This is a genomic window from Novosphingobium anseongense (assembly GCF_037482895.1).
Taxonomy (GTDB): domain Bacteria; phylum Pseudomonadota; class Alphaproteobacteria; order Sphingomonadales; family Sphingomonadaceae; genus Novosphingobium; species Novosphingobium anseongense.
On sequence record NZ_JBBHJZ010000002.1, the window covers coordinates 999,548 to 1,021,787 of the forward strand.

Sequence of the window (22,240 nt, forward strand, 5' to 3'; positions counted from 1 at the left end):
CTTTCCGCTTTATTGAGTGATATGGTTTACAAGGTGTAAATGCCGCGCGCAGAACCGATCGGGCATGCCTTGGGCAGCTCCGGATTTGGAAGCGAGATCGCTCGACAGTGCCCGCGCGGCGGGGTTGCTCAGCGGTAGCGGAAAATCCCGCGGTCGATGACCACGCGCTCGCCATTGGCGAGGGTCTGGAACTGCGCGCCGCCTTCGGTCCGCCAGATCCGCGTGTCGAGCCGGTCGCCGGGGAAGACCGGTTGCGAGAAGCGCCCCTCGAAGGCGCCGAAGCGGTCGACGTTACCGTCGCAGAGCCCCTTGAGGATCGCGCGGCTGGCGAAGCCGTAAGTGCCGAGGCCGAAGAAGATCGGCCGGTCGAAGCCGTCCTCCCTGGCGATCGCCGGATCGGTGCCGTGCGGGTTGCGGTCACCCGACAAGCGGAAGATCAGCGACTGGCCGATCGGGAGCGGCAGCGAGACGGTGAGATCGGGCTCGTGCTCGAGCTTTTCCCAGGGCAGAGCGTCGGCCGGTTGGCGTGGGCCGCCAAAGCCGCCCTGGCCACGCACGAACAGGCCCATGCGGCTTGTGCCCAGCGACTCGCCGGTGTCGGCGAGGGTGGCGTGGGTGTCCGAGACGCAGAGCGCGCCCGAGCCTTTGTCGAACACGCCGACGAGCACCTGCTTGACGTTGACCGTGCCTGCTGCGGGGATCGAGCGGTGCAAGGTGACCGATTGCTCGCCGTGGAGCAGGCCTTCGGGATAGCCGTCCCATTCGCGCGCGGGGAAGCCGAGCTGCTTGATCCAGCCGCCGCCGGCCGAGGCCATCTGCGTCATGAAGGTCGGCACGACCTGCTGCGCCACGCCGCGGGTGTTCTCGGTGGTGAACTGCAGCTCTTCGAGCGAATCGCTGAGCCCCGCGCCGACGCCGATCGCGTAGAGCAGGGTGCGGTCCGAGGTCCAGGAGAAGGTGCCGGCGGCGACCTCCTTGCCGACCAGTTCCTTCCAGGCGGCCACGATCAGGCTGCCGGTCGACCGAGGCGCTGGGCAACCAGCGCAGTGACGTCGCGGCGCGAGACCTTGTTCGAGTGAAGCAGCGGCACTTCCTCGCGCGTGATCTGCACGTAGGCGCGCGGCACCTTGTAGCTCGACAACTGCTTGCGCAGCTTGCCCTCGATCTCGGCGAAATCGAGTTCGACGCCCTCTTCGCGCGGGACCACGGCGGCGACCAGAAGTTGGCCGCGCTCGGGATCAGGCAGACCGACGACATAGGCGTTGTGCACGCCGTCGAGCGCCTGCATCTCCATCTCGACTTCGGCCGGCGCGACGTTCGAGCCTGCGGTCTTGATCATGTCGCCGTTGCGGCCGATGAAATGGACGCGGTTGCCGTCGCGCAGGCACATGTCGCCCGTGTGGTAATAGCCGTCGGCGGTGTAGTAGACTGACTGCTCGACCTTGTGCAGCGAACTTGCCAGCGGATAGCCGCGCACTTGCATCTCGCCAATGTTGCCGTCGCCGACCTCCTGGTCGTTCTCGTCGGCGATGCGGATGTCGTAGCCGTCGGCGAAGTGGTCCATCGGTGCGCAGACCGGACGGCCCGGTGCGCGCACTTCGTCGCCGTAGGAATAGGGTCCGAGCGTCTCGCTCATGCCCAAGCCCCAAAACGGGGGCTTCTGGTGCTTGAGCATTGCCAGGTCGTCTTCGGCCAGGGTCGATCCCATGGCGATGCGGCTGTTGCTCATCGTGCGTTCGGTGCAGGTGGTGACAGCGCCCACTTCCCAGTTGGGCAGTAGCGACATCATCAGTCCGCCGACCCAGAACATCGGCAGGAAGGCGCTGTATTCCTTGCCGCGCTCGGGACCGATCATCCCGCGCAGGTAATGCGTGCGGAACAGCGCCGGACCGTGGTTGTGCTTGACACCCTTGGGCAGAGCCATCGAGCCCGAGGTGTAGATCTCGACCATCTGGTCGGTCGGGTGCACTTCGCTTTCGATCTCGCGCAGGAAGTCCTCAGAGACCGAGGTGCCCTCGGCGGTCAGGGCATCGACCTGGCCGAAGCTGGCGGGCAGGCCTTCGCCGGTCGAGGCCAACCAGCGCAGATAGGGTGCCTTGGTCAAGCGCAGCGCTGGGCCGCTCTCGCGCAATTCGGGCAGGGCGTCACAGAGCCGTTCGACATAATCGGTGTTGAGGAACTTGCGCTGGACGATCAGGCCGGAGACGTCCGACTGGCGCAGCACGCGCACCAGTTCGTTGGCGCGGATCATCGTCGAGATTGGAATGGCAATGGCGCCGATGCGCGCCGCGGCCGCGAGCATGATCGCGAAGCCGGGGCCGTTGCCGTAGATGAAGCCGACGCGCGCGCCTTTGCCGATGCCGCGCGCGATCAGGCCTCGGGCGATTCCTGCCGACTGGCGATCGAGGTCGTTGAAGCTCGCCGTCTCGTCGGGAATGGTCTCGCCGGTCAGCGTGACCGCGGGATCGTCGCCATAGGCCGCGGCAGCGGCACGGATCAGTTGTGGGAAGGTCTTCGCCGCGCGCGGATCGGTCCAGACGTCGCTGTCAGTGCTCACCGTTTTTCGTCCCTCTCGCCGCGGCATCGCGATTCGACGCCATCCTTGTGCGCAGCACTAACCGGTGCGGGACGCGCGTCAATCGGGCGAGGGTGTCGAAATGGAGGATTATTGTTCGATGATCGGAAACTTCCACCAGGCCGGCGCTTCGGCAACCCGGTCGAGCGCCTTGCTTGCCGACTTGATCAGCCGCTTGCGGCCCGGCCCGTGTTTGTCGAGCAGTTCGGCGAGCTGGGCCGAGAGCCCGGCCGCGGCGATCGGCTCCTTTCCGGCGAACAGATGCTCGCGCTGGTCGTGCGCGACGGCAATGTCGTGAACGCTGCCAAGGCAATCCTGCAGCTTGCCCAGAGCCTTGGCAAAAGCGCGGCGCTCCTTTGCGCTCTTTTTGTCCGGATATAGGGCATCGAAGAATTCGGCGGCATAGCGCAGTTTCTTGCCCTGAATCCGTAGCTCGTGGAGCGTTTCATCGGAGAGCTTGTCGAGAGCCGGCTGCTTGACGAGCTTGCGTCGGCGGCGCGCGAGCGTGCGTGCGGCGAATTCGCTCAAAGGCTCGGATGCGCTCGGCAGGTCGTGTTCGAGCCATTCGGCGAAGCCGATCAGGAGTTGTTGGAGTGCCGGATCCGACAATGCGGTCTGGGCCTCGCGCGTTGCTTTCTTGCGCTGCGCGCGCAGGTGCTTGAGCAGGTCTAGCGTATCGTCCTTTGCGTCCTGCGCCGCGCTCTCGATCCGTTCGACCAGCACGTGAATGTCGCGTGCAGGGGATAGCGCATCGCCCGCGGCTTTCCACTCCGCACGGAATGCGGCGCTGCGCTCGTCGGTGACATGATCGCCGAAAAGGCTAAAGGCGGCGCGCAGGCGGCGGATCGCGACGCGGCTCTGGTGCACGGCATCGGGATCGCCGCTGGCCAGCACCTCGCGGTAGTTTCCGAGAAACTGCGCCAGGCAGTTCCAGGCGATCACCTGGAAGCCCTCGGCCACGGTCATAGCGGGCGTCAGCGCCACCTCGCCCGCGCGCGCGGCCGTGAAAGGTAGCTTGAGCGCCAGTGCATGGCCGCGCTCGCCCTTGCTTTCGGTCGACCAGGCGAGTTCGGGACCGAGCGGCAGTTGCCGGGCCAGCGCGAAGAGATCGGCCGCCTCGCCATCGACCAGCTCGAGCTCGAGTTCGCACACGGGCTCGCTGCGCCGACCTGCTTCGACCGTGCCCGAATCGAACGCGGCTTCGATCGTCGAGGTGCCGAATTTCAGTCGCCGCGTGATCCGCTCGATCCGCGTGGTCGCCAGCGGTCGCAACCGGGCATCGACCAGCAAGGGCTCGAGCAGCTTGCGCGCCGCCGCGGGCAAGGTCTGCGGATCGGGCGCTTCACCCGTCGCCGGCGCGTTCCACTCGCCGCGCCGCAGGCTGCTGTCGCTGCCGGCGGTGCTCTTGAAGGTCTGCTCGGACTTGGTCCCGTCGTCGCGCAGTCGCAGCGTGGCGCCGTGCCGATGCAGGATCGCGTCGGGGGTGTCGAAATAGCGCGTGACCAGGGTCAGCGCCGTGTCCTTGCCGGCGAGCAGCGGATGCTCGCGCAGTTGCGCCAGCATCGCCGGAGAAGCCGCCAGCTTGAGTTCGGTTTCCTGGCCTTCGGCCATGTGAATTCGCACCTTATCTGGCCGATGACACGGCCGCAGTGGTGACCCGATTGTCCCGCGCAGGCCTTAAGAGGCGGCCGCGGTCCCGCCCTACAGATAACCCATGTTGTCACGAAAATGTAACAATGATGCGAAAGGCTTCATCGTAATGACTTGCGCGCCGTCCATTCTGCGCGGCAGAGTCCTCGCGGAGAGTAGAGCCATGAATCCGTCCCGTGCCATTGCCGCCCTCGCCGCGAGCCTGCTGCTCGCATCGGCCGCACCCGCCTTCGCGCGGCCCGATCAGGTCGCAGTGGCGCGCGTGGCGCCCGACAGGGTGACCGTGAGCTGGACCGCCAAGGGCCCGGTCGATCTGTTCTGGGCAGACCATGCGGTCACGAATCCCGCCGCCGCCAAGCTGGTCTCGGCCGGGGATCGCGACGGAAAGCAGGACGTCACGGTCGATCCGGCCGCGCGGCCCTATTTTCTCGTCCGCAACAAGGTTGACGGCAGCCTCGTCGAGGTCGCCGAGCGGCTGGTGCCGCTCGATCAGGGTTCGAACTTCCGCGACATCGGCGGCTACCAGGCCGCCGGCGGCAAACACGTTCGCTGGGGCTCGATCTACCGCTCGGGCGCCACCGCCATGCTGACCCCGGGCGATCTCGCGCGCGTCAAGACGCTGGGCCTCGCCGACATGGTCGACCTGCGCTCGAGCGAGGAGCGCGTGCTCGCGCCGACCAAGATCGAGGGCGTGCGCTATGCCGCGGTCGGCTATTCGATGCAGGAGATCCTGCGAATGAGCGCGCAGGGTCCCTCGGGCAGTATCTATGCGAACCTGCCCGAGATGCTGACCCCGCAACTGCGCATCGTCTTCGACCTGCTCAAGCGCCACGAGGGGCCTGTCGCCTACAATTGCTCGGCGGGACAGGACCGCACGGGCTTCACGACGGCGATGGTGCTCTCGGCGCTCGGCGTGCCGCGCGAGACGATCGTCGCCGACTATCACCTCTCGACCAGCTATCGTCAGCCGCGTTGGGAAATGCCGCCGATCGATCTCGCCGCCCATCCCGGCGATCCGGTCGCGCAGGTCTTCGCGCGCGGCGCCGCCGCCGGCGATCGCAAGCCCACGCCGCTCTACGACGCGCAGGGCAAGTCGCTGCTGCTCGGCTCCTTTGCGGCGATCGAAGCCAAATACGGCTCGGTCGAGACCTATCTCGAGAAGGAGATCGGCGTGACACCGGCCGATCTCGCCGCCTTGCGCGCCACCTATCTCGAATAAACCGTCATCGAAGCATAATCGGATTGAAAAGGGCTTGTCACAGCGGGCTGCTAGCAAGCTCGGATGCAGCAGAGTTTGCAGTCGATCGTAGGCCAGCGTCGGTTGTCGCTGCGTCTCGTGCAGGACGAGCGGGAGCTGAACGCTGTTCAGCGGCTCCGATGGCGGGTCTTCTATGCCGAGATGGGGGCTGATGCGGCGGCCGAAGCCGCGTCTCAGCGGCCCGAACATCTCGACGCCGACGTCTACGATCCGCTCTGCGACCATCTGCTGGTGATCGACGAGGATGCGCCCGCGGGCGAACAGGTGGTCGGTACCTATCGCCTGCTGCGCGAAAGCGTCGCCAAGCGAAGCTTCGGTTTCTATTCGGCGGGCGAGTTCGATCTCGCTCCGCTTGCGCGGATCGGCGGCTCGGGCGAACTGCTCGAGCTCGAGCGGTCTTGCGTGCTGCCGCCCTATCGCACCAGCGGCACGATCTCGCTGCTCTGGCGCGGGATCGCGGATTACATCGCGCGCCACGAGATCGCGCTGATGTTCGGCTGCGCCTCATTTGCGGGCACCGATGTCGATGCCCACGCCGCAGCGCTATCTTATCTGCATCACAAGCACCTAGCGCCTGCCGAGTGCCGGCCCTCGGTCCTGCCGGGCAAGGGCGTGGCGATGGATCGCCTGTCGCCAGGCTCCTACGACGAACGCCGCGCGCTGATCGAACTGCCGCCGCTGGTGAAAGGCTATATGCGCGTCGGCGCCAAGTTCGGCGAGGGTGCCTATGTCGACCAGGCCTTCAACACGATCGACGTCTGCGTGGTGATGCCGGTCGAGGCGATCGCCGAGCGCTACGCCGCACGGTTCAGCGCTGCCGCCTGATTTTCGGCCAGCCGCGCGGCGATAAGCCGATGGCTTTCCTGCGCGGCGTGCTTGCGGTTTTGCGGCGCGAAGCTCTCCTCGAACCAGACCTCGACCGTGACCCCGCCGGCGCCGGCGAGTGCCAGCGCATGCGGCAACAGCGCGTCGTCGCCGACCCAGGCCACGGCGCGCCGCCCGGCCGGAGACAGGGGCGTGCCGTCGGCGCAGCGATAGACGATCGTCACCGGTTGTACCTGCGGCCAGCGCGCGTTTGCCGCGAACAGACCGCTGTGAAACGGCAGCACGGTATCGCCGAGCCCGGTCGTGCCCTCGGCGAAGAGTACGAGGCCGCGCCCGGCCGGATAGGCGTCCATGGCGCGCGCCAGCCGATGCGCCGCGGCGCGGCTGTCGCGGGCGATGAAAGCGCAGCCGTAGCGCCGCGTCAGCACGCCGATGATCGGCCAGTCGGCGATTTCGGACTTGGCGACGAACCCCGCGTCTAGCAGCCGGCCCAGCACGACGATGTCGGTCCAGGAGACGTGGTTGGCGACGGTCAGGGCTGAGCATGGCGCCGCGGGCGTGCCGTGGCAGCGCAGGCGGATGCCGAAGCCGGCGAGCAGCAGCTTCCAGCCCAGCGCCGGCAGCGCGCGGTGCAGTCGCGAGTGGCGCGGCAGGCAGATCCACGGGAGCGCGAGGAGCAGCAGCGCAACAACGGCCGCCATCGCGCGCGCCTGGCGTAGCGCCCGGTCAGGCAACGCGGCGCTCGCCTTCGCGGATGCGCTCGTAGTCGGCAAAAAGCGCGGTAAAATGGTCACGCATCGAGCGTGCATGCGGCGTGCGAAGCGGTCGCGACTGGTCGAGCAGCGCCAGGATCGCTTCGGCCGCGGCCAGGGCGTCGCCCGCGCGGTAGGTCAGGCCGGCGCCGTCGGCAGCATGATCGGCCGCGCCGCCTTCGTCGGGGACGATGACGGGTACGCCGCAGGCGCGCGCTTCGGCCGGGGCCATGCCGAAGGTTTCCGACGTGCTCGCATGGATCAGCGCATCGGCACTCGCGAGGATCGTCGCGAAGCGCAAGCGGTTGCGCTCGGGCGCGAGCAGGTGGATGTGCGGATTGCCGGCGATGTGTTTGGTCAGGCGCTTGGCCGCGCCGCCCTCGCCGATCAGCACGAGGCCGATCGGCCGGGTCAGACCCGCGCGCATCACCGCGTCGATCGCCACCGGCCAGCGCTTCTCCGCGCCATAGCGGCCGACGCCGATGAGCAGATGCGCGTCCTCGGGCAGGTCGCAGAGCGCGAGCAGTTGGCGCCGGACCTCGGGGTCGCGGCGCTGCGGGCCGAACAGCGTGGTGTCGATGCCCATCGGGTGCAGCGCCGTGCCCGCGACGCCGCCGCGTGCGAGGCGCGCGCGCAGTTCGCGGCTGGCGCAGACGACGCGGTCGTAGTCGCGGCCGAGTTTGCGCATGTGCTGCCAGAGGAAGTCGATCCGGCGGTCGATCGTCTCGCGGCGCAGCCAGGGCTCGAGCCAGCGGTAGGCATAGACCGAGAACGGATCGTTGTGCATCACCAGCGCGCGGGGAGCATTCCCTTGCCAGCGCGCGACATAAGACGGGCTGCGCCAGGGCGAGCCGACCTCAACGAAATCGGGATCGAGCGCGTCGAGCGCGGCGTGCAGCGCGGGCTCGTCGCCGAAGTACCAATACTTGCGATCGAAGGCGAGGCGCGGCGAGGGAATCGTGACTATCCGGGCGGCCGGGCCGTGCTCGATCACGGCATGGTCGTCGCCGGGGGCCAGCACGACGATCTCGTGGCCCAGCTCGGGGCCGATCTTGAGCTTCTGCTCGACATAGGTCCGCACCCCGCCGCCCTGCGGCGAATAGAAGGCGCAGACGTCGACGATTCTCAACGCCGTCTCCAGGATTCGACGAGGTCGGCGCTGGCGAAACTGGCCCCGACGATCAGGTGACTGGCAAGAACGAGCCCACCCATCATCGCCAGCAGCGCTGCAACCTGCTCGTGGTGGCCGAGCAGGACCACCGAGATCCCGGCGAAGACCACCTCCTTGTTAGGGACCAGCGGCAGCCGCGAGACGAGCAGACGCAAGGTCGACAGAACAAGCCACAGCGACACCGCGACCTGCGGCAACACCAGATACCAGAGCAGCGCGCCGAGCCCGGTCTTCGTCGCGATGCGGGCGAGGTGCAGCGCCGCGATGAAGCGCAGCTCGCGGCCGGGCAGGGTGAACAGCTTCTGGCGGAACAGCAGGATCACGAAGGAACTGATCAGCACCACGCCGAGCGAGACGAATGTCGATTGCATGCCCAGGCCGATCTTGCCCGAGAAAACCAGCGGCCAGGCGACCGCCAGCATGATCAGGGTGGTGACGTTGCCCGTCAGCGCCGAGAGGATCGTCACGTCCTTGATCGCGCCGAAGGGCGCCGCGGCCAACTGCTGGCGCGCACGCACCCAGGCGTAGAACTGCGCCTCGCCGAGATAGCCGAGCAGCAGTTCGTTGGAGACCATCTTACGCATGAGCGCGCCGATGCCGGTGACGGGGATGTGCCAGAGCCGGCGGTAGATGATCCATTCGCTGACCGGACCGGCCAGATACCAGGCCGCGAACACCGTCCAGAACAGCGGGCTCGTCGGGATCATCGCGACGACGTGGCGCAGGTCCATGTCGCGAAGCTGTGCGGCGACAGCGACGAGAAGCGCGAGCGAGACGAGAGCGCTGAACCAGGCCGCCAGGCGGCTGTTGCCGATGCCATCGGCCCTATGCAGTTTCATGTCCGGGCCTGCCGTCAGCTCGCCCGAAGCGAAGCTGTCTTTGTACATGGATCACGGCCCTTCGACTGCACGCGAGGCCCGCTCCTGCACCTCAGGTGTTACAGCCCGATGCAATTGCGATGACGGTTTTGTTATGCAGCCGGTCATCGCGGCGTCATCTGATCGACCTAGTTCGCACGGCATGGACGAAGGCTCGGAGCCGCGCTGGTCGGTGGTCATCCCCGTGTTCAACGAGCGCGATTTCCTGCCGCGTACCCTGTTGTCGCTGGCCGCGCAGACCGTGCCGTTTCGGCTGATCGTGGTCGACAACGGCTCGACCGACGGCTGCATCGCGGCGGCGCGCGCGCTCGTGGTCGAGCACGGACTGGACGCCGAATTCCTCGATGAGCCTCAGCCCGGTCAGGTTCATGCGCTGAGCCGAGGCATCGCCGAGGGGCGCAGTGAACTGATCGCGATCTGCGATGCCGACACTTGGTACCCGCCACAGTACCTCGCACGCGCGGCCGGGCTGTTCGACCGGTATGGACCCGGCTGCGTGGCAGTGGCGGCCTGCAACCCGCCGGCAGAGCGTGGCTGGCGGTCATGGCTCGCCATCTGTCACAAGGTCCTCGCGGCGCGGCTGTTGCCCTGGCAGAACCACACGAGCGGCGCCTGCCAGAGCTTCCGCCTCGACGCTCTGCGTCGCGCCGGCGGCTACGACTTCCGGCTCTGGCCCTATGTCCTCAAGGATCACGAGCTGATGAACCGCGTGCTACGGCAGGGCTCGCAAGCTTACGATCGGGAGCTGTGGTGCGTGCCTTCGGACCGTCGCCGGGACCGCGGTGGCGTGCGCTGGACGCTGGGCGAGCGGTTGCTCTACCACGTCACGCCGTTCCGCTGGCAGGACCGGTTGTTCCACAAGGTTCTGGCGCCGCGCTTTGCCGCGCGCGGTCTGGGCGATACCGTGCTACGCGCCCAGCCTTGGCAATCGACGAGTGAGTGACGAATGCGGAAAACGATAGTTCTCGCGGCGGCGGCCGTGTTGCTGACGGCGGCGGGTCCCGTCCCGCCTTACGAGCAGCGCGGCAGGCAGGATGCCGATTGCCGGGCGAACGAACCGGGACCCGCGCTGCGCGTCGAAGTTCTCGGGCTCAAGGACACGCGGGGCATGCTGCGGCTCGAGCTCTATCCGGCGAACCAGCAGGATTACCTGGCGGACGACAAGGATCTGGTCGTTGCGGGCAAGGTGTTCAAGCGCATCGAAGTGCCCGTGCCGCGCCAGCCCAATCCGGTGCTCTGCATCCGTGCGCCGCGCCCCGGCGCCTATGCGGTGGCGGTGGTCCACGATCGCGATTCCAATCGCAAATTCAGCCCCTTCACCGACGGGGTCACGGCGACGGGCAATCAGCCGAACCTTGGCCGCGGCAAGCCGCGCCTGGCCAATGCCACGGTGCAGATCGGCCAGGGCGTGGCCCAGGCGCGCGCGACGATGCAGTATCTGCGCGGCTTCGGCTTTGCACCGCTGCGCTAGCCCAGCAAGCGGCGAGCAGCGACGACGACCTGGTCGACCAGCGCCGGCTTGTCGATGAACACGCTGTCGCTGACGTCACGGCCGGGTGCGGGGGGATTGGCGGAGACATAGATCACGCCGATACCGGCATCGATATCGCGCGCTTTGGCTGCGAGGTCCCAGCCGGTCAGAAGTCCGGTGAGGCGGATGTCGGTAACGAGCAGATCGACCCGCCCACCGCTACCACGGCTCGCCCGCAGCGCGTCGCAGGCATCTTCGGCCGAAGCAGCCTCCACGATGATGCAATGCTCGTCCTCAAAAGCCGCGACGAGCTCCATCCGGACAAGCCATTCGTCTTCGACTATCAGAACCGTCCGGTTCGCGAGTCCCGTCACCTGTGCCCCCGGCCCTTCCGCCCTGAATTCCGTATCTGATATCTTGTATTCAATAGGAAACCATTTGAGCGCTTGATCGTTCCCGATCCGGCGCGCAAACCAAAATGCGCATGGGGGTCGCGGATGAACGATTTGTCGCACGGCGGCGCAGACGTGGGTAACGATGCGGGCGTGGTCGATGCCAGACTCGAATCCTCGCTGGAGGCTGCGCTGCGCCTCGCCGCGATCGTCGAAAGTTCTGACGATGCGATCATCTCGAAGCTGCTCGACGGAACCATAACGAGTTGGAACGGCGCAGCCGAACGTCTGTTCGGCTACCGGCCCGAGGAGATTATCGGCCATTCGGTGTTGACGCTGATCCCCGACGATCGGCGCAGCGAGGAAACCGACATCATCGAGCGCCTGCGCCGCGGTGAAAGGGTCGAGCATTTCGAGACGAAGCGCCTGCACAAGTCGGGCCGGCAGATCGACATCTCGTTGACGATCTCGCCGATCCGGCGGTCCGACGGCTCGATCGTCGGCGCCTCGAAGATCGCGCGCGACATCACGCAGAAGAAACAGGCCGACGCGCTGCTCGAGCGGCAGACCGAGCGGCTCGAAGCGCTGAACCGGGTGTCGCGGATCATCTCGCAGGATCTCGATCTCGAGCGCATCGTTCAGGCCGTGACCGACGAGGCAACCGCGCTGAGCGGCGCGCAGTTCGGCGCCTTCTTCTACAACGTGCTCGACGCCGATGGCGAAAGCTACGTGCTCTACGCGCTGTCGGGCGCCCCGCGCGATGCTTTCGATCGGTTCGGCATGCCGCGCAACACCGCGATCTTCGCGCCGACCTTTCTCGGCGAAGGCATCGTTCGCTCGGCCGACATCCGCCAGGATCCGCGCTACGGCCTGAACACGCCGCACAAGGGTATGCCTACCGGTCATCTGCCCGTGGTCTCCTATCTCGCGGTGCCAGTGGTTTCGTCGTCGGGTGCGGTGATCGGCGGCCTGTTCTTCGGACATGCCGAGCCCGATCGCTTCGCGCCCGAAACCGAATCGCTGATCGCTGCGATCGCCTCGCAGTCCGCCGTCGCGATCGACAACGCCCGGCTGCACAGTGCAGCCCAGGCCGAGATCGCCAACCGCAAAGCGGCGGAGGACGCGCGCGAACTGCTGCTGCACGAGGTCAAGCACCGCGTGAAGAACACGCTCGCGACGATCCAGGCGCTGGCCTCGCAGACGCTCAAGACCACGCCGCCGTCCGAGAAAGATGCGTTCATCAGCCGGCTGCATGCGCTGTCGGGCGCGCACGACCTGCTGACGCTCAGCGACTGGCAGGAGATCGATATCGCCGCGTTGGTGCAGCGCTCGCTCGCCGCTTTCTCGATCAAGGGCACGCCACGCGTCTCGGTCGAGGGACCCGAGGTGCGGCTTTCGGCCAACAAGGCATTGTTGCTGACGATGGTGCTGCACGAGCTTGGCACCAATGCGGTCAAGTACGGCGCGCTGTCGGCCGAGCACGGCCGGGTCTCGATCGCCTGGCGTCTGGCCGAGACCGAGCGGCCAACCTTGCGTCTCGAATGGCGCGAGAGTGGCGGTCCGCCGGTCACGACGCCGACCCACCGCGGCTTCGGCTCGCGCATGATCGCCGCCGCCCTCCATGGCAGCGACGGCCATGTCGCTTTCGACTACCGATCCGAGGGGCTGCTGCTCACACTCGATCTGGTGGTCTGAAGCCCTCCCCGGAGGGGGAGGGCTCATCATCGGATCAGAACTTCACGCGGACCCCGCCATAGGCGCTCGCGCCCGGCGTGGCATAGCTGAACACCTCTTCGTAGTCCTCGTCGAACAGGTTCTCGACGCGGCCGAACAATGTGATGGCGCCTGTCAGCCGATACTCGGCGTTGAGGTTGACGAGGACGTAGTCCTTGAGCGTCACGTTGACCGGCACGAAGCTCGGGTCGGTGAAGGCGACGTCCTGCTGGCGGCCGTTGTAACGCACGGTCAGCGTGCCCGAGAGGCGCTCGTCGGCGGTGGTCCAGGTCGAGTTGAAGCTGGCGATGTGCTTGGCGCGGCGCACTTCAACCGCGCCGTTCTCGTCGGCGTCGAGCCAGGTATAGGCCGCGTCGATCCGCCACTGCGGCACGGGCCGGGCTGACAGGGCGACTTCGACGCCGCGCTGGCGCGACTTGGTCGTGCGGTTGGCCGGGGTGGCGATGAAGGTCGGCGCGGGGAAGGTCGTGAAGATCTCGCCCTTGAGCCGGTTGTCGAACCAGGTCGCGCCGATCGTCGCGATCTCGCCGAAGCGCTGCTCGAGCCCGGCTTCCCAGCCTTCGGACTTCTCGGGGCGCAGGTTCGGGTTGCCGATGTACTGGCCGTCGACGAAGCCGTAGAGTTCGAAATAGCCGGGGTTCTTGACGCCCGTGCCATAGGCGGCGTGAACGCGCGTATCGGTTGGCAGGGTGTAGGATCCCTGGACGCGCCAGGTGGTGGAATCGGCGAAGCGGTTGTTCCAGTCCTGGCGGACCGAAGCGCCGAAGGTGGCCTTCTCGTCGATGCTCAGTTCGTACTGGCCGACCAGGCCCAGATTGGTCGTGTTGCGCCGGCCGGTGAAGGCGAAGCCGCCGGGCGTGGTGTTCTGGAACTCCTCGCGCTCGAGATCGAGCGCGCCGGTCAGCTTGTGGACGACGACCTCGTCCCCGAACCGCAGACTGGATTCGAACGAGCCCTTGTAGCGGCGGCCATTGCTGCCGGTGTCGCGCAGCGCACCGGTATAGCCCTTGCGTGTGACGTCGGCGTACTGGCCGGTAAGGGCATTGACCCAGCGGCCGTCGAGCCCGGTCAGCTCGGCGCGCAGCAGGCCGTAGAGGCTCTCCTTGGTGGCGCGCACCCCGGGGCTGTCGACGATGAAGCCGAACAACGGGCTCGCCGGGTTCTGCTCGGTGTTGGCGACGTCGTAGTCGTTCCACGAGTAGCGGGCGACCCCGGTCAGCTTGAAGCTCTCGCTCGGCGTCCAAGCCAGCTTGGCGTTGACGCCGGCGGTCTCCGAGCCGACGTCGCGCGTGCCGTTGCGGGCCACGGGGGTGCCGTCGGTGCGGTAGTAGCCGCCCGAGACGACGTAATCGAGCTGGTCGGTCGCACCGGCGAAGCGCGCGGCGCCGTCGAAGGTGTTGAACGAGCCGCCCTCGGCGCGCGCGGTGAAGCCCGGGGCCTCGGCGCCGCTCAGGGTCAGATAGTGGACCACGCCGCCGATCGCGTCGGAGCCGTAGAGCGAGCTTTGCTGGCCGCGCAGCACTTCGATGCGCACGGCCTGGTCGGCGATCAGGCCGTTGAAGTCGAATTCGCCGTTGAACGGATCGCTGGCCTCGATGCCGTCGATCAGCACGAGCGCGTGATTGGCTTCGCTGCCGCGCAGGCGGATCTGGGTGAGGCCGCCGATCGCGCGGCTGACGGCGACGCCGGGCACGTCGCGCAGCACGTCGGAAACCACGCGCGTCTGGCGCGCTTCGATCGCCGCAGCGTCGAGCACCGTCACCGAGGCGCCGAGCCGGTCGGCGGCAATACCCGCGTTCGAGCGCGAGGCGGTGACGACGATCGTCTCGCCCGCGGCGTTGGTGGCGGGCTGGCTCGGGTTCGAGCTCGCGAAAGCGGGCGTGGCTACGGCCAGCGCCAGCAGCGAGGTATAGGCGGTCTTCATGGTCTTGTCCCTCCGCGCCGGGCAACGAGGGCGGGGGCTGCCGGGGCGTTGATGCCCTCGACCGACGCGCCGGACGGGGCTGGCGCAATCGACCCACCTCCGGCGCACCACAGCGGCCCCGCCGCTTGGTCGTCGCTCAGACGGAGAACCGTGCCGTGGCCGATCCCTGGGCCAAGGCAAGAGCGACCATGCGCCGGCCGGTCTCCTGGCTCGCGGGTCACGGCACGATGCACGACCTTCCCAGGCACGCGATCGGCGCCCAGTGGCGGCTCCAGAGGAGCCTCGTGCATCGCGCTATCCGCTCACAGTTGCAGGGACAGCCTCGGCTTGGGCAGATGTCTCTGCCTTACCGTGTTCCCGAATTAAGCCCCTCGCGGGGCACCGGCGCGATCTTCGCCGCGGTTTCCCGCGGTCGGTGCGCGGCTTAGGCCGCCTAGCCGAGCGTGCCAACCGCGCGCCCGTTGCGCCGCGGCATTATCGGCACAGGTGCGGGAAATGGGTTACACTTCCGCGCCGCGCAGCTTCAGGTCGAGCAGCGCCAAGGTCGAGGCCCAGGACAGCCGGTCCGCCAACGCATCGTAGGCGCGGCCGTTCTTCGGGTCGTCGGCCGCAGGATCGGTAAAGGCGTGGTAGGCATGGGCATATTCGGCGATCTGCCAGTCGGCTTCGGCGTCGATAAGTTCGGCGCGCAGTGCGGCGACGTCGGCCGCCGGTACGTGCGGATCGCGCCCGCCGGTGTGGACCGCGACATGGGCCGTGACCACGCCCTTGGCTGCCGGTGCGGCCGTGGTGAGGATGCCATGGTAGCTGACCACCGCACGAACATCGCCGCCGCCGCGTGCGAATTCGAGCACGCACATGCCGCCGAAGCAATAGCCGAGCGCGGCGATCCGATCCGGGGCCACCTCGGGTCGTGCCTTGAGCACATCGTGCCAGGCGCCCATGCGTGCGCGCAGGCGTTCGGAATTGCCCCAGAGCGGCGCGACGAGGCCGCCGACGACGCTCTCGTCCTCGCTGTAGGCGCCGTCGCCGTACATATCGACCGCGAGCGCGACATAGCCTTCGGCGGCGAGGTCCTGGATAACCTGGCGCATGTGCGTGCCGAGGCCGAAGGCGTTGTGCACGACCAGCACGGCGGGATGCGGGCCCGGGCCTGAGGGCGTTGCCAGCTCGCCGCGCAGGGCCAGAGTTTCATGCTCGCAGATCACGATCTCAACTTCGTTCACGTCGCCATTTCCCCTTCGCGGTAAGATTTCGTTTACCATGTAAGCCTAGCTAAAAGCCCATGGAAACCGCCAAAGCACTCCCGCTTCCCCAGCCCGGAATCATCACCCCCGCGAACGCGGTGAAGTCGCCGGTCGCGGCCGATGAGACGCCGCCGTGGCTGATGGAGGAGCCGACGCCGGTCCCGCGTCTGCGCAAGCCGACGGCAGTCGCAACGCCGGTCCGCAAGGCGGAGACGCTGCACTGGGGCGTGGTCGCGCTGACCTTGTTCACCGCGGCCAGTGTGCTGTTCGGTTCGCACGGCGCCTCGCAGCCAAAGGAACTGCTGCCGGTTATGATCAAGATCCCGGTGCGCTGAGCCTCAGGGATCGACGAAATTCGCCGGCCGCTTCTCGGTCTGGCTCATCATCGCCTCGATCTGGTTGCGCGTGCCGAGCAGCCGCTGCTGCTCGAAGCTTTCGGCGGCCAGAATGTCGTCGAGCGAAAGCTCCGTACTGCGATTGAACAACGATTTCGCGGCGCGCACCGCATTCGGGCTGCGCTGTGCGATATCCTGCGCCAGCGCCATGGCGCGCGCCACCGGATTGGCATCGACCACCGTGGCGAAACCGAAAGCCAGCGCCTCCTCGCCCGAGAACTCCCGGTTGGTGTAGGTCAGCTTGCGCAGCACGTCGTCGCGCACGCAGCCGCGCCACAGCGCGAAGCCGCCCATGTCGGGCACGATCCCCCACTTCATTTCGAGCACCGCCAGCCGCGCTTCGGGCGCCACGACGCGGATGTCGGCGCCGCTGGCGATCTGCAGGGCGCCGCCGAAGCAGACGCCGTGAACCGCGGCGATCACCGGCACGGGCAGCTTGCGCCAGACCAGCGCCGCCTGCTGAAAGCGGTTGGCATTGCCGTGCGTACGCTGGGTCAGCGGTGCCGCCGCACCGCCGAGCGCTTCCTCGAAGGTCGCGAGATCGAGTCCTGCGCTGAAGGCCTTGCCTTCGCCCGAGAGCACGACGGAGCGCAGCCCGGGCAGGTCGAACAGCGCCTGCCCCACCGCGATCAGCGCATCGAACATCGCCGGATCGAGCGCGTTGAGCTTGTCGCCGCGCGTCAGCGTCACGCGGGCTACGCCATCCGCGTCGATGGTGGCGCCGACGCGGTCGCTGGTGGGCAAGGGGTGGGTCATGGACGCTGGTCTCCGATCGCAATCCCATCCGGGGTGCCGACGATGAGATCATGCCAGCGCCGATCGGCAATGGCCATCGGTAGAGCCGGCGATTCGCCTGGTGGCGGCACCAGCATATAGCCGCCAGCCGGCGCCGTCCGCACCAGCCCGCCGAGTCCGACCGCCGCCAGCTTGGCGCGCAGGCGGAAGATATGGACGGCGAGGCTGTTGGTGTCGGGTATGTGGAACAGTCGCCAGACCTCGCGCAGCAAGGTCGGCTTGGCCACGGGCACGCCCGGCGTATCGGCCAGCCGCCAGAGCAGCGCGAATTCGCGCGGGTGGAGCGCCAGCGGCCTCCCGGCGATCGTGCCGTCCCGCGCGAGCAGGTCCAGCCGCAAGGGGCCGATCGCGCGTCGACGCGGCAGCGACTGTGCCTGTTCGGCGAGCCGCAGTGCCCGCGCCGCGATCTCGCTCAGGCCCGGCGCTTCGTCGAGCACGTCACCGAAACCCAGACCGATCAGCCGCGCGCGCTCGTCGCTATCGGCCACGCCGAGCATGATTATGCGATCATGTCGCGGTTGGCCTTGCTCGCGATGCAATCGCGACCAGGCGTGTTCGTCCAGGCTCGCGATATCGGCGAGCGCGACGGCCTCACCCGCGTCCGCAATCGGTGCGGGCGGCACCAGATGCCAGCCGCAGCGCCGCAGATCCCAGGCAGCCGGGATTTCGGTTGCGCACAACCAGTGAAAGTGGCGCACTCCACGCCCCCATCGGCCTTATGTTCTTTGCTATCCCGAACCGTGGCGCGTCGAATCGGCGCCAAGGCTCGGGAAGAACACAGCAAGTCGGTGGTGTTGCCAATACCGACGGGGATGCGGGTGTCAGGCGGCGGAGCTGTTCACGCCCATGCTCGCCAGGTAGCGCTTGATGTTGCGCGCGGCCTGGCGAAGGCGCTGCTCGTTCTCGACCATGGCGATGCGCACGAAGCCTTCGCCGTCCTCGCCATAGCCGACGCCGGGGGCCACTGCGACCTCGGCATGGGTCAGGAGCTGCTTGGAAAACTCCAACGATCCCATATCTTTAAGCGCAGGTGGCAGCGGCGCCCAGGCAAACATCGAGGCCTTGGGCGGCGGGATGTCCCAGCCGGCGCGGCCGAAGGCTTCGACCATAACGTCGCGGCGCTTCTGGTAGAGATTGCGGTTCATCTCGACGATGTCCTGCGGCCCGTTGAGCGCCGCGCAGGTGGCCGCCTGGATCGGCGTGAAAGCTCCATAATCGAGGTAACTCTTCACGCGCTTGAGCGCGGCGATCAGCCTGGGATTGCCCACGGCGAAGCCGACGCGCCAGCCGGCCATCGAGAAGGTCTTCGACATCGAGGTGAACTCGACCGCGACGTCCTTGGCGCCGGGCACCTGCAGGATCGAAACCGTCGGGTTGCCGTCGTAGTAGAGCTCCGAATAGGCGAGGTCGGACAGGATCCAGACCTTGTTCTCCTTCGCCCAGGCGACGAGGCGCTCGTAGAAGGCAAGGTCCACCGTCTCGGCGGTCGGGTTCGACGGATAGTTGACGATCAGGATCGACGGGCGCGGCACGGTGAAGGCCATCGCGCGGTCGAGCGATTCCCAATAGCGCTCGTCGGGCGTCGTTGGCACCGAACGGATCGTCGCGCCGGCGATGATGAAGCCGAAGGTGTGGATCGGATAGCTCGGGTTCGGTGCGAGCACGACGTCGCCGGGTGCGGTGATAGCCGTCGCCATCGAGGCGAGGCCTTCCTTCGATCCCATGGTCATCACGACCTCGGTGTTGGGATCGAGCTCGACGCCGAAGCGGCGGCCGTAGTAATTGGCCTGCGCCTTGCGCACGCCGGGGATGCCTGCCGAGGCCGAATAGCCGTGCGCATCGGCCTTCTGCGCGACTTCGCACAGCTTGTCGACGATATGCGCAGGCGGCGGCAGGTCGGGATTGCCCATGCCGAGGTCGATGATGTCGCGTCCGGCCGCTCGGGCGGCTGCACGCATGTCATTCACTTCGGCGATGACGTAGGGCGGCAGGCGCTTGATGCGGTAGAACTCGTCTTCCATGACTTCTGGCAATCCAGTTTGCATGCGGCGGAATTGCCGCAGGAAATCGCTCTAGGCGGATAAACGGGCGCTGGCAAATGGCTCTGGGCGGGCTATCCTGCAAAGCGGATGGAGAGGACTCGATTGTTTCCCGTGGGACATGCCGCGGGGTGCGAATGCCAATAAGGAGTCCTGAGTCATGGCAGACAAGTCGCGTTCGGACGGGCGCGCGCCCGACATCTTCACCGAGATGTTGCGGGCACAGACCGAGGCCGCCTCGCAGGTCTTCGGCCAGATGTTCGCGCCGGTCCTGCCCAAGGGCCTCGGCGATGCCCCGACTCCGGCCTGGGGGGACGTCGCCGAATCGCTGCAGGCGATGTGGGGCCAGTTCCAGAGCGGGGCCGCGGCCGACTATGCCGACCCCGCCAAGCTGACCGGCCTGCTCGAATCCTGGTACCGTCAGGTGCCCCTTGCCGATGCCGACAACCAGAAGCGCCTCTGGGACGACAGCCTCCAGCTCTGGCAATCGGTGCTCGGCCAGTACGGTATCGGCCCGACCACGCATGACGACAGTCCCGATGCCGAAGCGAAGCTGCCGCGCAGCGACCGGCGTTTCGCCGATCCCAAATGGCGCGAGCAGCCGTTCTTCGCGCTGATCCACCAGGCCTATCTGCTCTTCGCCGAACAGGCGGAGGCGGCGGCCGACGGCGTCCAGGGGCTCGATCCGGCCAGGCAGCAGCAACTCCGCTTCCTGACGCGGGCGATCGTGGATGCGCTGAGCCCGGCGAATTTCCCGCTGACCAACCCGATCGCGCTCGATCGCGCAATCGAGACCCAAGGCGAGAGCCTGACCAAAGGGCTCGAGCACATGCTCGCCGATCTGAGCCGAGGGCAGCTCACCCATACCGATCCCGAGGCGTTCAAGCTGGGCGAGAATATCGCGGTGACCCCGGGCAAGGTCGTCCACGAAACGCCGCTCTACCAGTTGATCCAATACACCCCGACCACCGACAAGGTGCTGGCAACACCGCTGGTGATCTTCCCGCCGTGGATCAACCGCTTCTACATCCTCGACCTCAACCCGGCGAAGAGCTTCGTGCGCTGGGCGGTCGAGCAGGGTGTGACCGTGTTCATGGTCTCGTGGAAGTCCGCCGATGCCAGTATGGCCGATGTCGTCTGGGACGACTACGTCCGCGCGCAGATCGATGCGATCGACACCGTGCGGACCCGGCTTGACGTGCCGTCCACTCATGCCATCGGCTATTGCGTCGCGGGCACGACCCTGGCCGCGACCCTGGCCGTGCTCGCGCGACGCGGTGAGGCCGACAAGGTCAAGAGCGCGACTTTCTTCACCGCCCAGGTCGATTTCGCCGACCCCGGAGACCTCAAGCATTTCGTCGACGACCAGCAGATCGATGCGATCGCTACGCTCGCACCTGAGGGTTTCCTGGATGGCCGCTATATGGCGGCGACCTTCAACCTGTTGCGCGGCAACGACCTGATCTGGTCCTACGTCACCAAGAACTACCTGATGGGCGAAGACTATCCGGCCTTCGACCTGCTTCACTGGAACGGCGACGTCACCAACCTGCCGGCCAAGTGGCACTGCACCTATCTGCGCGATCTCTACCGCGACAACCGTCTGGTCGAGCCCGATGCGCTGAGCGCCGACGGCACGCCGATCGACCTGCGCCTGATCGCCACGCCTGCTTATATCCAGGCGGGGCGCGAGGATCACATCGCCCCGCCCGAAAGCGTCTGGAAGTTGACGCGCCAGCTCAAGGGGCCCTGGATCTTCCTGCTTGCCGGCTCGGGCCACATCGCGGGCGTGGTCAATCCGCCCAGCTCGAAGAAGTACGGCTTCTGGACCAACGACAAGCCCGGCGAAACGCTCGAACAGTTCATCGAGCGCGCCGAGCAGCATCAGGGATCGTGGTGGCCGCACTGGCTCGGCTGGCTGCGGGGCCAGGACTCGGGAGAGGTCAAGGCGGCCGGAAAGCGCGTGCCCGGCGCGCGCGGCGACAAGGTCATCGAGGATGCCCCGGGGCGCTACGTCAAGACGCGCTGAGCCGTGTCGGGCTAGCGACGATTATGTTTCTGCTATGTTGCAGTGCACAATAATGGCTTGACCCGATGTTTTCCGAGTCTATTGTGCAATGCAGCAGAGCGTTCGCGCGTCCGTGCGGGCCTCCAGTCGCGTCAGCCGAGGATTCTACCGCATGGCCGATACAGACGAGACCAAAGCCGAAGTCGCGGCTGAAAAGGCCTATGCGGCCGCGTCCGAGGCTGTTGGCGACAAGATCGTTGCGCCAATAGCCGAAAGCCCAGCCACCGAGAGCGTCGCCGTCGAAAGCGTCGCGCCGGTCGAGTTTCCGGCCAAGCCCAAGCGGGACCGCAAGCCCGCCGATGCCGCCCCGGCCGACGCGCTGACGCTGCCGGTCAAACCGCAAGCGAAGGCCGAGCCGGCCACGCCGGTTGAGCTCAAGCCGAAAGTGCCGCGCCTGCGCGCACCGGCGACTAAGGTCATCAAGGCGACCAAATCGGCCACCAAGCCCGCGCCGAAGCCGTCTGCCAAGCGCGCCGCGGCGAAGCCCGCCAAGGCCGTGGTCGCGAAGGCTCGGCCAGCAGCCAAGCCTGCTCCAAAGATCGCCAAGCCCGCTGCGGCGGGTTCCGCTCCGAGCATTCCTTTCCTCGCCCAACTCAAGGAAATTCCCATGGACGTGACCGCCTCGATCAAGGACGCCGTCAACGGCGCTCAGGAAAAAGCCAAGGACGCCTTCGCCAAGACCAGCGCTGCCGCCAGCGAATATAGCGAATTCGCCAAGGGCAATGTCGAAGCCTTCGTCGAATCGGGCAAGATCCTGGCCTCGGGCCTGCAAGAACTCGGCAACGGCTTCGTCGCCGACAGCAAGACCGCTTTCGAGACCGCGACCGCCGACGTGAAGGCCTTCGCCGCGATTAAGTCGCCGACCGACCTGTTCAAGCTGCAGACCGAACTGCTGCGTCGCAACTTCGACACGGCTATTGCCTACAGCACCAAGACCGGTGAGGCCGTGGCCAAGCTCACCAACGAAGCTTTCGCGCCGATCGGTGGCCGCGTGACCCTCGCGGTCGAGAAGCTGAAGAAGGCCGCCTGATCGTTCCGAGCCGCGCGCCACGGCGCGGTTCGACGC

General features: G+C 67.1%; 20 protein-coding genes and 1 riboswitch. Of the genes, 8 read left to right on the forward strand and 12 right to left on the reverse strand.

Features of this window, described 5'->3' with window-relative positions; genetic code table 11:
* Positions 1 to 128: 128 nt before the first annotated feature.
* From WG901_RS13575 to WG901_RS13585, 3 genes are all read right to left on the reverse strand, one after another.
* The gene (locus WG901_RS13575; RefSeq protein WP_339587604.1) at positions 129 to 1,004 is read right to left on the reverse strand and encodes a MaoC/PaaZ C-terminal domain-containing protein; all 876 of its coding nucleotides are present in this window, start codon (positions 1,002 to 1,004) and stop codon (positions 129 to 131) included.
* Positions 1,005 to 1,006: 2 nt separating this feature from the next.
* Entirely contained in the window at positions 1,007 to 2,557 is a 1,551-nt protein-coding gene (locus WG901_RS13580) for a class I adenylate-forming enzyme family protein (protein ID WP_339587605.1), read from the reverse strand.
* A gap of 108 nt (positions 2,558 to 2,665) precedes the next feature.
* Positions 2,666 to 4,186 carry a CYTH and CHAD domain-containing protein gene (locus WG901_RS13585; RefSeq protein WP_339587606.1) on the reverse strand — a complete coding sequence of 507 codons (1,521 nt, stop codon included), beginning with the start codon at positions 4,184 to 4,186 and terminating at the stop codon, positions 2,666 to 2,668.
* 202 nt (positions 4,187 to 4,388) lie between these two features.
* On the opposite strand from WG901_RS13585, the gene WG901_RS13590 reads away from it, so the two are divergent.
* Together WG901_RS13590 and WG901_RS13595 are read left to right on the forward strand one after the other, a co-directional pair.
* Positions 4,389 to 5,444: a tyrosine-protein phosphatase gene (locus tag WG901_RS13590; protein ID WP_339587607.1), complete on the forward strand. Its 1,056-nt coding sequence runs from the start codon at positions 4,389 to 4,391 to the stop codon at positions 5,442 to 5,444.
* A gap of 63 nt (positions 5,445 to 5,507) precedes the next feature.
* Positions 5,508 to 6,308, forward strand: coding sequence for a GNAT family N-acetyltransferase (locus tag WG901_RS13595; RefSeq protein WP_339587608.1), 801 nt, complete (start codon positions 5,508 to 5,510; stop codon positions 6,306 to 6,308).
* Here WG901_RS13595 and WG901_RS13600 read toward each other — a convergent pair.
* From WG901_RS13600 to WG901_RS13610, 3 genes are read right to left on the reverse strand one after another with little or no spacing between them, the layout of a single operon-like run.
* On the reverse strand, positions 6,278 to 7,009 hold the full coding sequence (locus WG901_RS13600; protein ID WP_339587609.1) for a lysophospholipid acyltransferase family protein: 732 nt from the start codon (positions 7,007 to 7,009) through the stop codon (positions 6,278 to 6,280). The genes WG901_RS13595 and WG901_RS13600 overlap by 31 nt on opposite strands.
* A 25-nt stretch (positions 7,010 to 7,034) precedes the next feature.
* Positions 7,035 to 8,189, reverse strand: coding sequence for a glycosyltransferase (locus WG901_RS13605; RefSeq protein ID WP_339587610.1), 1,155 nt, complete (start codon positions 8,187 to 8,189; stop codon positions 7,035 to 7,037).
* Complete coding sequence (locus WG901_RS13610; RefSeq protein WP_339587611.1) at positions 8,186 to 9,118, reverse strand: hypothetical protein; 933 nt, start codon at positions 9,116 to 9,118, stop codon at positions 8,186 to 8,188. Before WG901_RS13610 ends, WG901_RS13605 begins: the two co-directional genes overlap by 4 nt.
* Before the next feature lie 133 nt (positions 9,119 to 9,251).
* Between WG901_RS13610 and WG901_RS13615 the strand changes: the two genes are divergently transcribed.
* Both WG901_RS13615 and WG901_RS13620 read left to right on the forward strand, forming a co-directional pair.
* Positions 9,252 to 10,052, forward strand: a complete 801-nt coding sequence (locus WG901_RS13615; RefSeq protein ID WP_339587612.1) for a glycosyltransferase family 2 protein — start codon at positions 9,252 to 9,254, stop codon at positions 10,050 to 10,052.
* A 3-nt stretch (positions 10,053 to 10,055) separates the two neighbouring features.
* Complete coding sequence (locus WG901_RS13620) at positions 10,056 to 10,580, forward strand: DUF2141 domain-containing protein (RefSeq protein WP_339587613.1); 525 nt, start codon at positions 10,056 to 10,058, stop codon at positions 10,578 to 10,580.
* Here WG901_RS13620 and WG901_RS13625 read toward each other — a convergent pair.
* Positions 10,577 to 11,095 (reverse strand): response regulator, encoded by a 519-nt coding sequence (locus WG901_RS13625; RefSeq protein WP_339587614.1) that lies wholly within the window; start codon positions 11,093 to 11,095, stop codon positions 10,577 to 10,579. The genes WG901_RS13620 and WG901_RS13625 overlap by 4 nt on opposite strands.
* Between WG901_RS13625 and WG901_RS13630 the strand changes: the two genes are divergently transcribed.
* The gene (locus WG901_RS13630) at positions 11,078 to 12,667 is read left to right on the forward strand and encodes a PAS domain-containing sensor histidine kinase (RefSeq protein ID WP_339587615.1); all 1,590 of its coding nucleotides are present in this window, start codon (positions 11,078 to 11,080) and stop codon (positions 12,665 to 12,667) included. The genes WG901_RS13625 and WG901_RS13630 overlap by 18 nt on opposite strands.
* Positions 12,668 to 12,701: 34 nt before the next feature.
* Here WG901_RS13630 and WG901_RS13635 read toward each other — a convergent pair whose 3' ends face one another.
* Together WG901_RS13635 and WG901_RS13640 are read right to left on the reverse strand one after the other, a co-directional pair.
* A complete protein-coding gene (locus tag WG901_RS13635; protein WP_339587616.1) occupies positions 12,702 to 14,630 on the reverse strand; it encodes a TonB-dependent receptor in 1,929 nt (642 codons plus the stop codon).
* Between the two features lie 178 nt (positions 14,631 to 14,808).
* A riboswitch (cobalamin riboswitch) is annotated at positions 14,809 to 15,031 on the reverse strand.
* 99 nt (positions 15,032 to 15,130) lie between these two features.
* A complete protein-coding gene (locus WG901_RS13640) occupies positions 15,131 to 15,856 on the reverse strand; it encodes a dienelactone hydrolase family protein (RefSeq protein WP_339587617.1) in 726 nt (241 codons plus the stop codon).
* Between the two features lie 59 nt (positions 15,857 to 15,915).
* Here WG901_RS13640 and WG901_RS13645 point away from each other — a divergent pair, with 59 nt between their 5' ends.
* Positions 15,916 to 16,212, forward strand: coding sequence for a hypothetical protein (locus tag WG901_RS13645; protein WP_339587618.1), 297 nt, complete (start codon positions 15,916 to 15,918; stop codon positions 16,210 to 16,212).
* Positions 16,213 to 16,215: 3 nt separating this feature from the next.
* On the opposite strand, the gene WG901_RS13650 is transcribed toward WG901_RS13645, so the two are convergent.
* From WG901_RS13650 to WG901_RS13660, 3 genes are all read right to left on the reverse strand, one after another.
* Entirely contained in the window at positions 16,216 to 17,028 is an 813-nt protein-coding gene (locus WG901_RS13650; RefSeq protein ID WP_339587619.1) for a crotonase/enoyl-CoA hydratase family protein, read from the reverse strand.
* Positions 17,025 to 17,555, reverse strand: a complete 531-nt coding sequence (locus tag WG901_RS13655; RefSeq protein ID WP_339587620.1) for a winged helix-turn-helix domain-containing protein — start codon at positions 17,553 to 17,555, stop codon at positions 17,025 to 17,027. Before WG901_RS13655 ends, WG901_RS13650 begins: the two co-directional genes overlap by 4 nt.
* Positions 17,556 to 17,888: 333 nt before the next feature.
* Complete coding sequence (locus WG901_RS13660; RefSeq protein WP_339587621.1) at positions 17,889 to 19,088, reverse strand: LL-diaminopimelate aminotransferase; 1,200 nt, start codon at positions 19,086 to 19,088, stop codon at positions 17,889 to 17,891.
* 178 nt (positions 19,089 to 19,266) lie between these two features.
* Between WG901_RS13660 and WG901_RS13665 the strand changes: the two genes are divergently transcribed.
* Together WG901_RS13665 and WG901_RS13670 are read left to right on the forward strand one after the other, a co-directional pair.
* Positions 19,267 to 21,135 (forward strand): PHA/PHB synthase family protein, encoded by a 1,869-nt coding sequence (locus WG901_RS13665; RefSeq protein ID WP_339587622.1) that lies wholly within the window; start codon positions 19,267 to 19,269, stop codon positions 21,133 to 21,135.
* Between the two features lie 151 nt (positions 21,136 to 21,286).
* A complete protein-coding gene (locus WG901_RS13670) occupies positions 21,287 to 22,204 on the forward strand; it encodes a phasin family protein (protein ID WP_339587623.1) in 918 nt (305 codons plus the stop codon).
* Positions 22,205 to 22,240 lie beyond the last annotated feature (36 nt).

What these genes read in the sequence shown, in the direction of transcription:
- WG901_RS13665 (WP_339587622.1), top strand. Translation starts at nt 19,267, where the DNA reads ATGGCAGACAAGTCGCGTTCGGACGGGCGCGCGCCCGACATCTTCACC.
- WG901_RS13630 (WP_339587615.1), top strand. Translation starts at nt 11,078, where the DNA reads ATGAACGATTTGTCGCACGGCGGCGCAGACGTGGGTAACGATGCGGGC.
- WG901_RS13645 (WP_339587618.1), top strand. Translation starts at nt 15,916, where the DNA reads ATGGAAACCGCCAAAGCACTCCCGCTTCCCCAGCCCGGAATCATCACC.
- WG901_RS13650 (WP_339587619.1), bottom strand. Translation starts at nt 17,028, where the DNA reads ATGACCCACCCCTTGCCCACCAGCGACCGCGTCGGCGCCACCATCGAC.
- WG901_RS13615 (WP_339587612.1), top strand. Translation starts at nt 9,252, where the DNA reads ATGGACGAAGGCTCGGAGCCGCGCTGGTCGGTGGTCATCCCCGTGTTC.
- WG901_RS13610 (WP_339587611.1), bottom strand. Translation starts at nt 9,118, where the DNA reads ATGTACAAAGACAGCTTCGCTTCGGGCGAGCTGACGGCAGGCCCGGAC.
- WG901_RS13660 (WP_339587621.1), bottom strand. Translation starts at nt 19,088, where the DNA reads ATGGAAGACGAGTTCTACCGCATCAAGCGCCTGCCGCCCTACGTCATC.
- WG901_RS13620 (WP_339587613.1), top strand. Translation starts at nt 10,056, where the DNA reads ATGCGGAAAACGATAGTTCTCGCGGCGGCGGCCGTGTTGCTGACGGCG.
- WG901_RS13590 (WP_339587607.1), top strand. Translation starts at nt 4,389, where the DNA reads ATGAATCCGTCCCGTGCCATTGCCGCCCTCGCCGCGAGCCTGCTGCTC.
- WG901_RS13585 (WP_339587606.1), bottom strand. Translation starts at nt 4,186, where the DNA reads ATGGCCGAAGGCCAGGAAACCGAACTCAAGCTGGCGGCTTCTCCGGCG.
- WG901_RS13595 (WP_339587608.1), top strand. Translation starts at nt 5,508, where the DNA reads ATGCAGCAGAGTTTGCAGTCGATCGTAGGCCAGCGTCGGTTGTCGCTG.
- WG901_RS13670 (WP_339587623.1), top strand. Translation starts at nt 21,287, where the DNA reads ATGGCCGATACAGACGAGACCAAAGCCGAAGTCGCGGCTGAAAAGGCC.
- WG901_RS13600 (WP_339587609.1), bottom strand. Translation starts at nt 7,009, where the DNA reads ATGGCGGCCGTTGTTGCGCTGCTGCTCCTCGCGCTCCCGTGGATCTGC.
- WG901_RS13635 (WP_339587616.1), bottom strand. Translation starts at nt 14,630, where the DNA reads ATGAAGACCGCCTATACCTCGCTGCTGGCGCTGGCCGTAGCCACGCCC.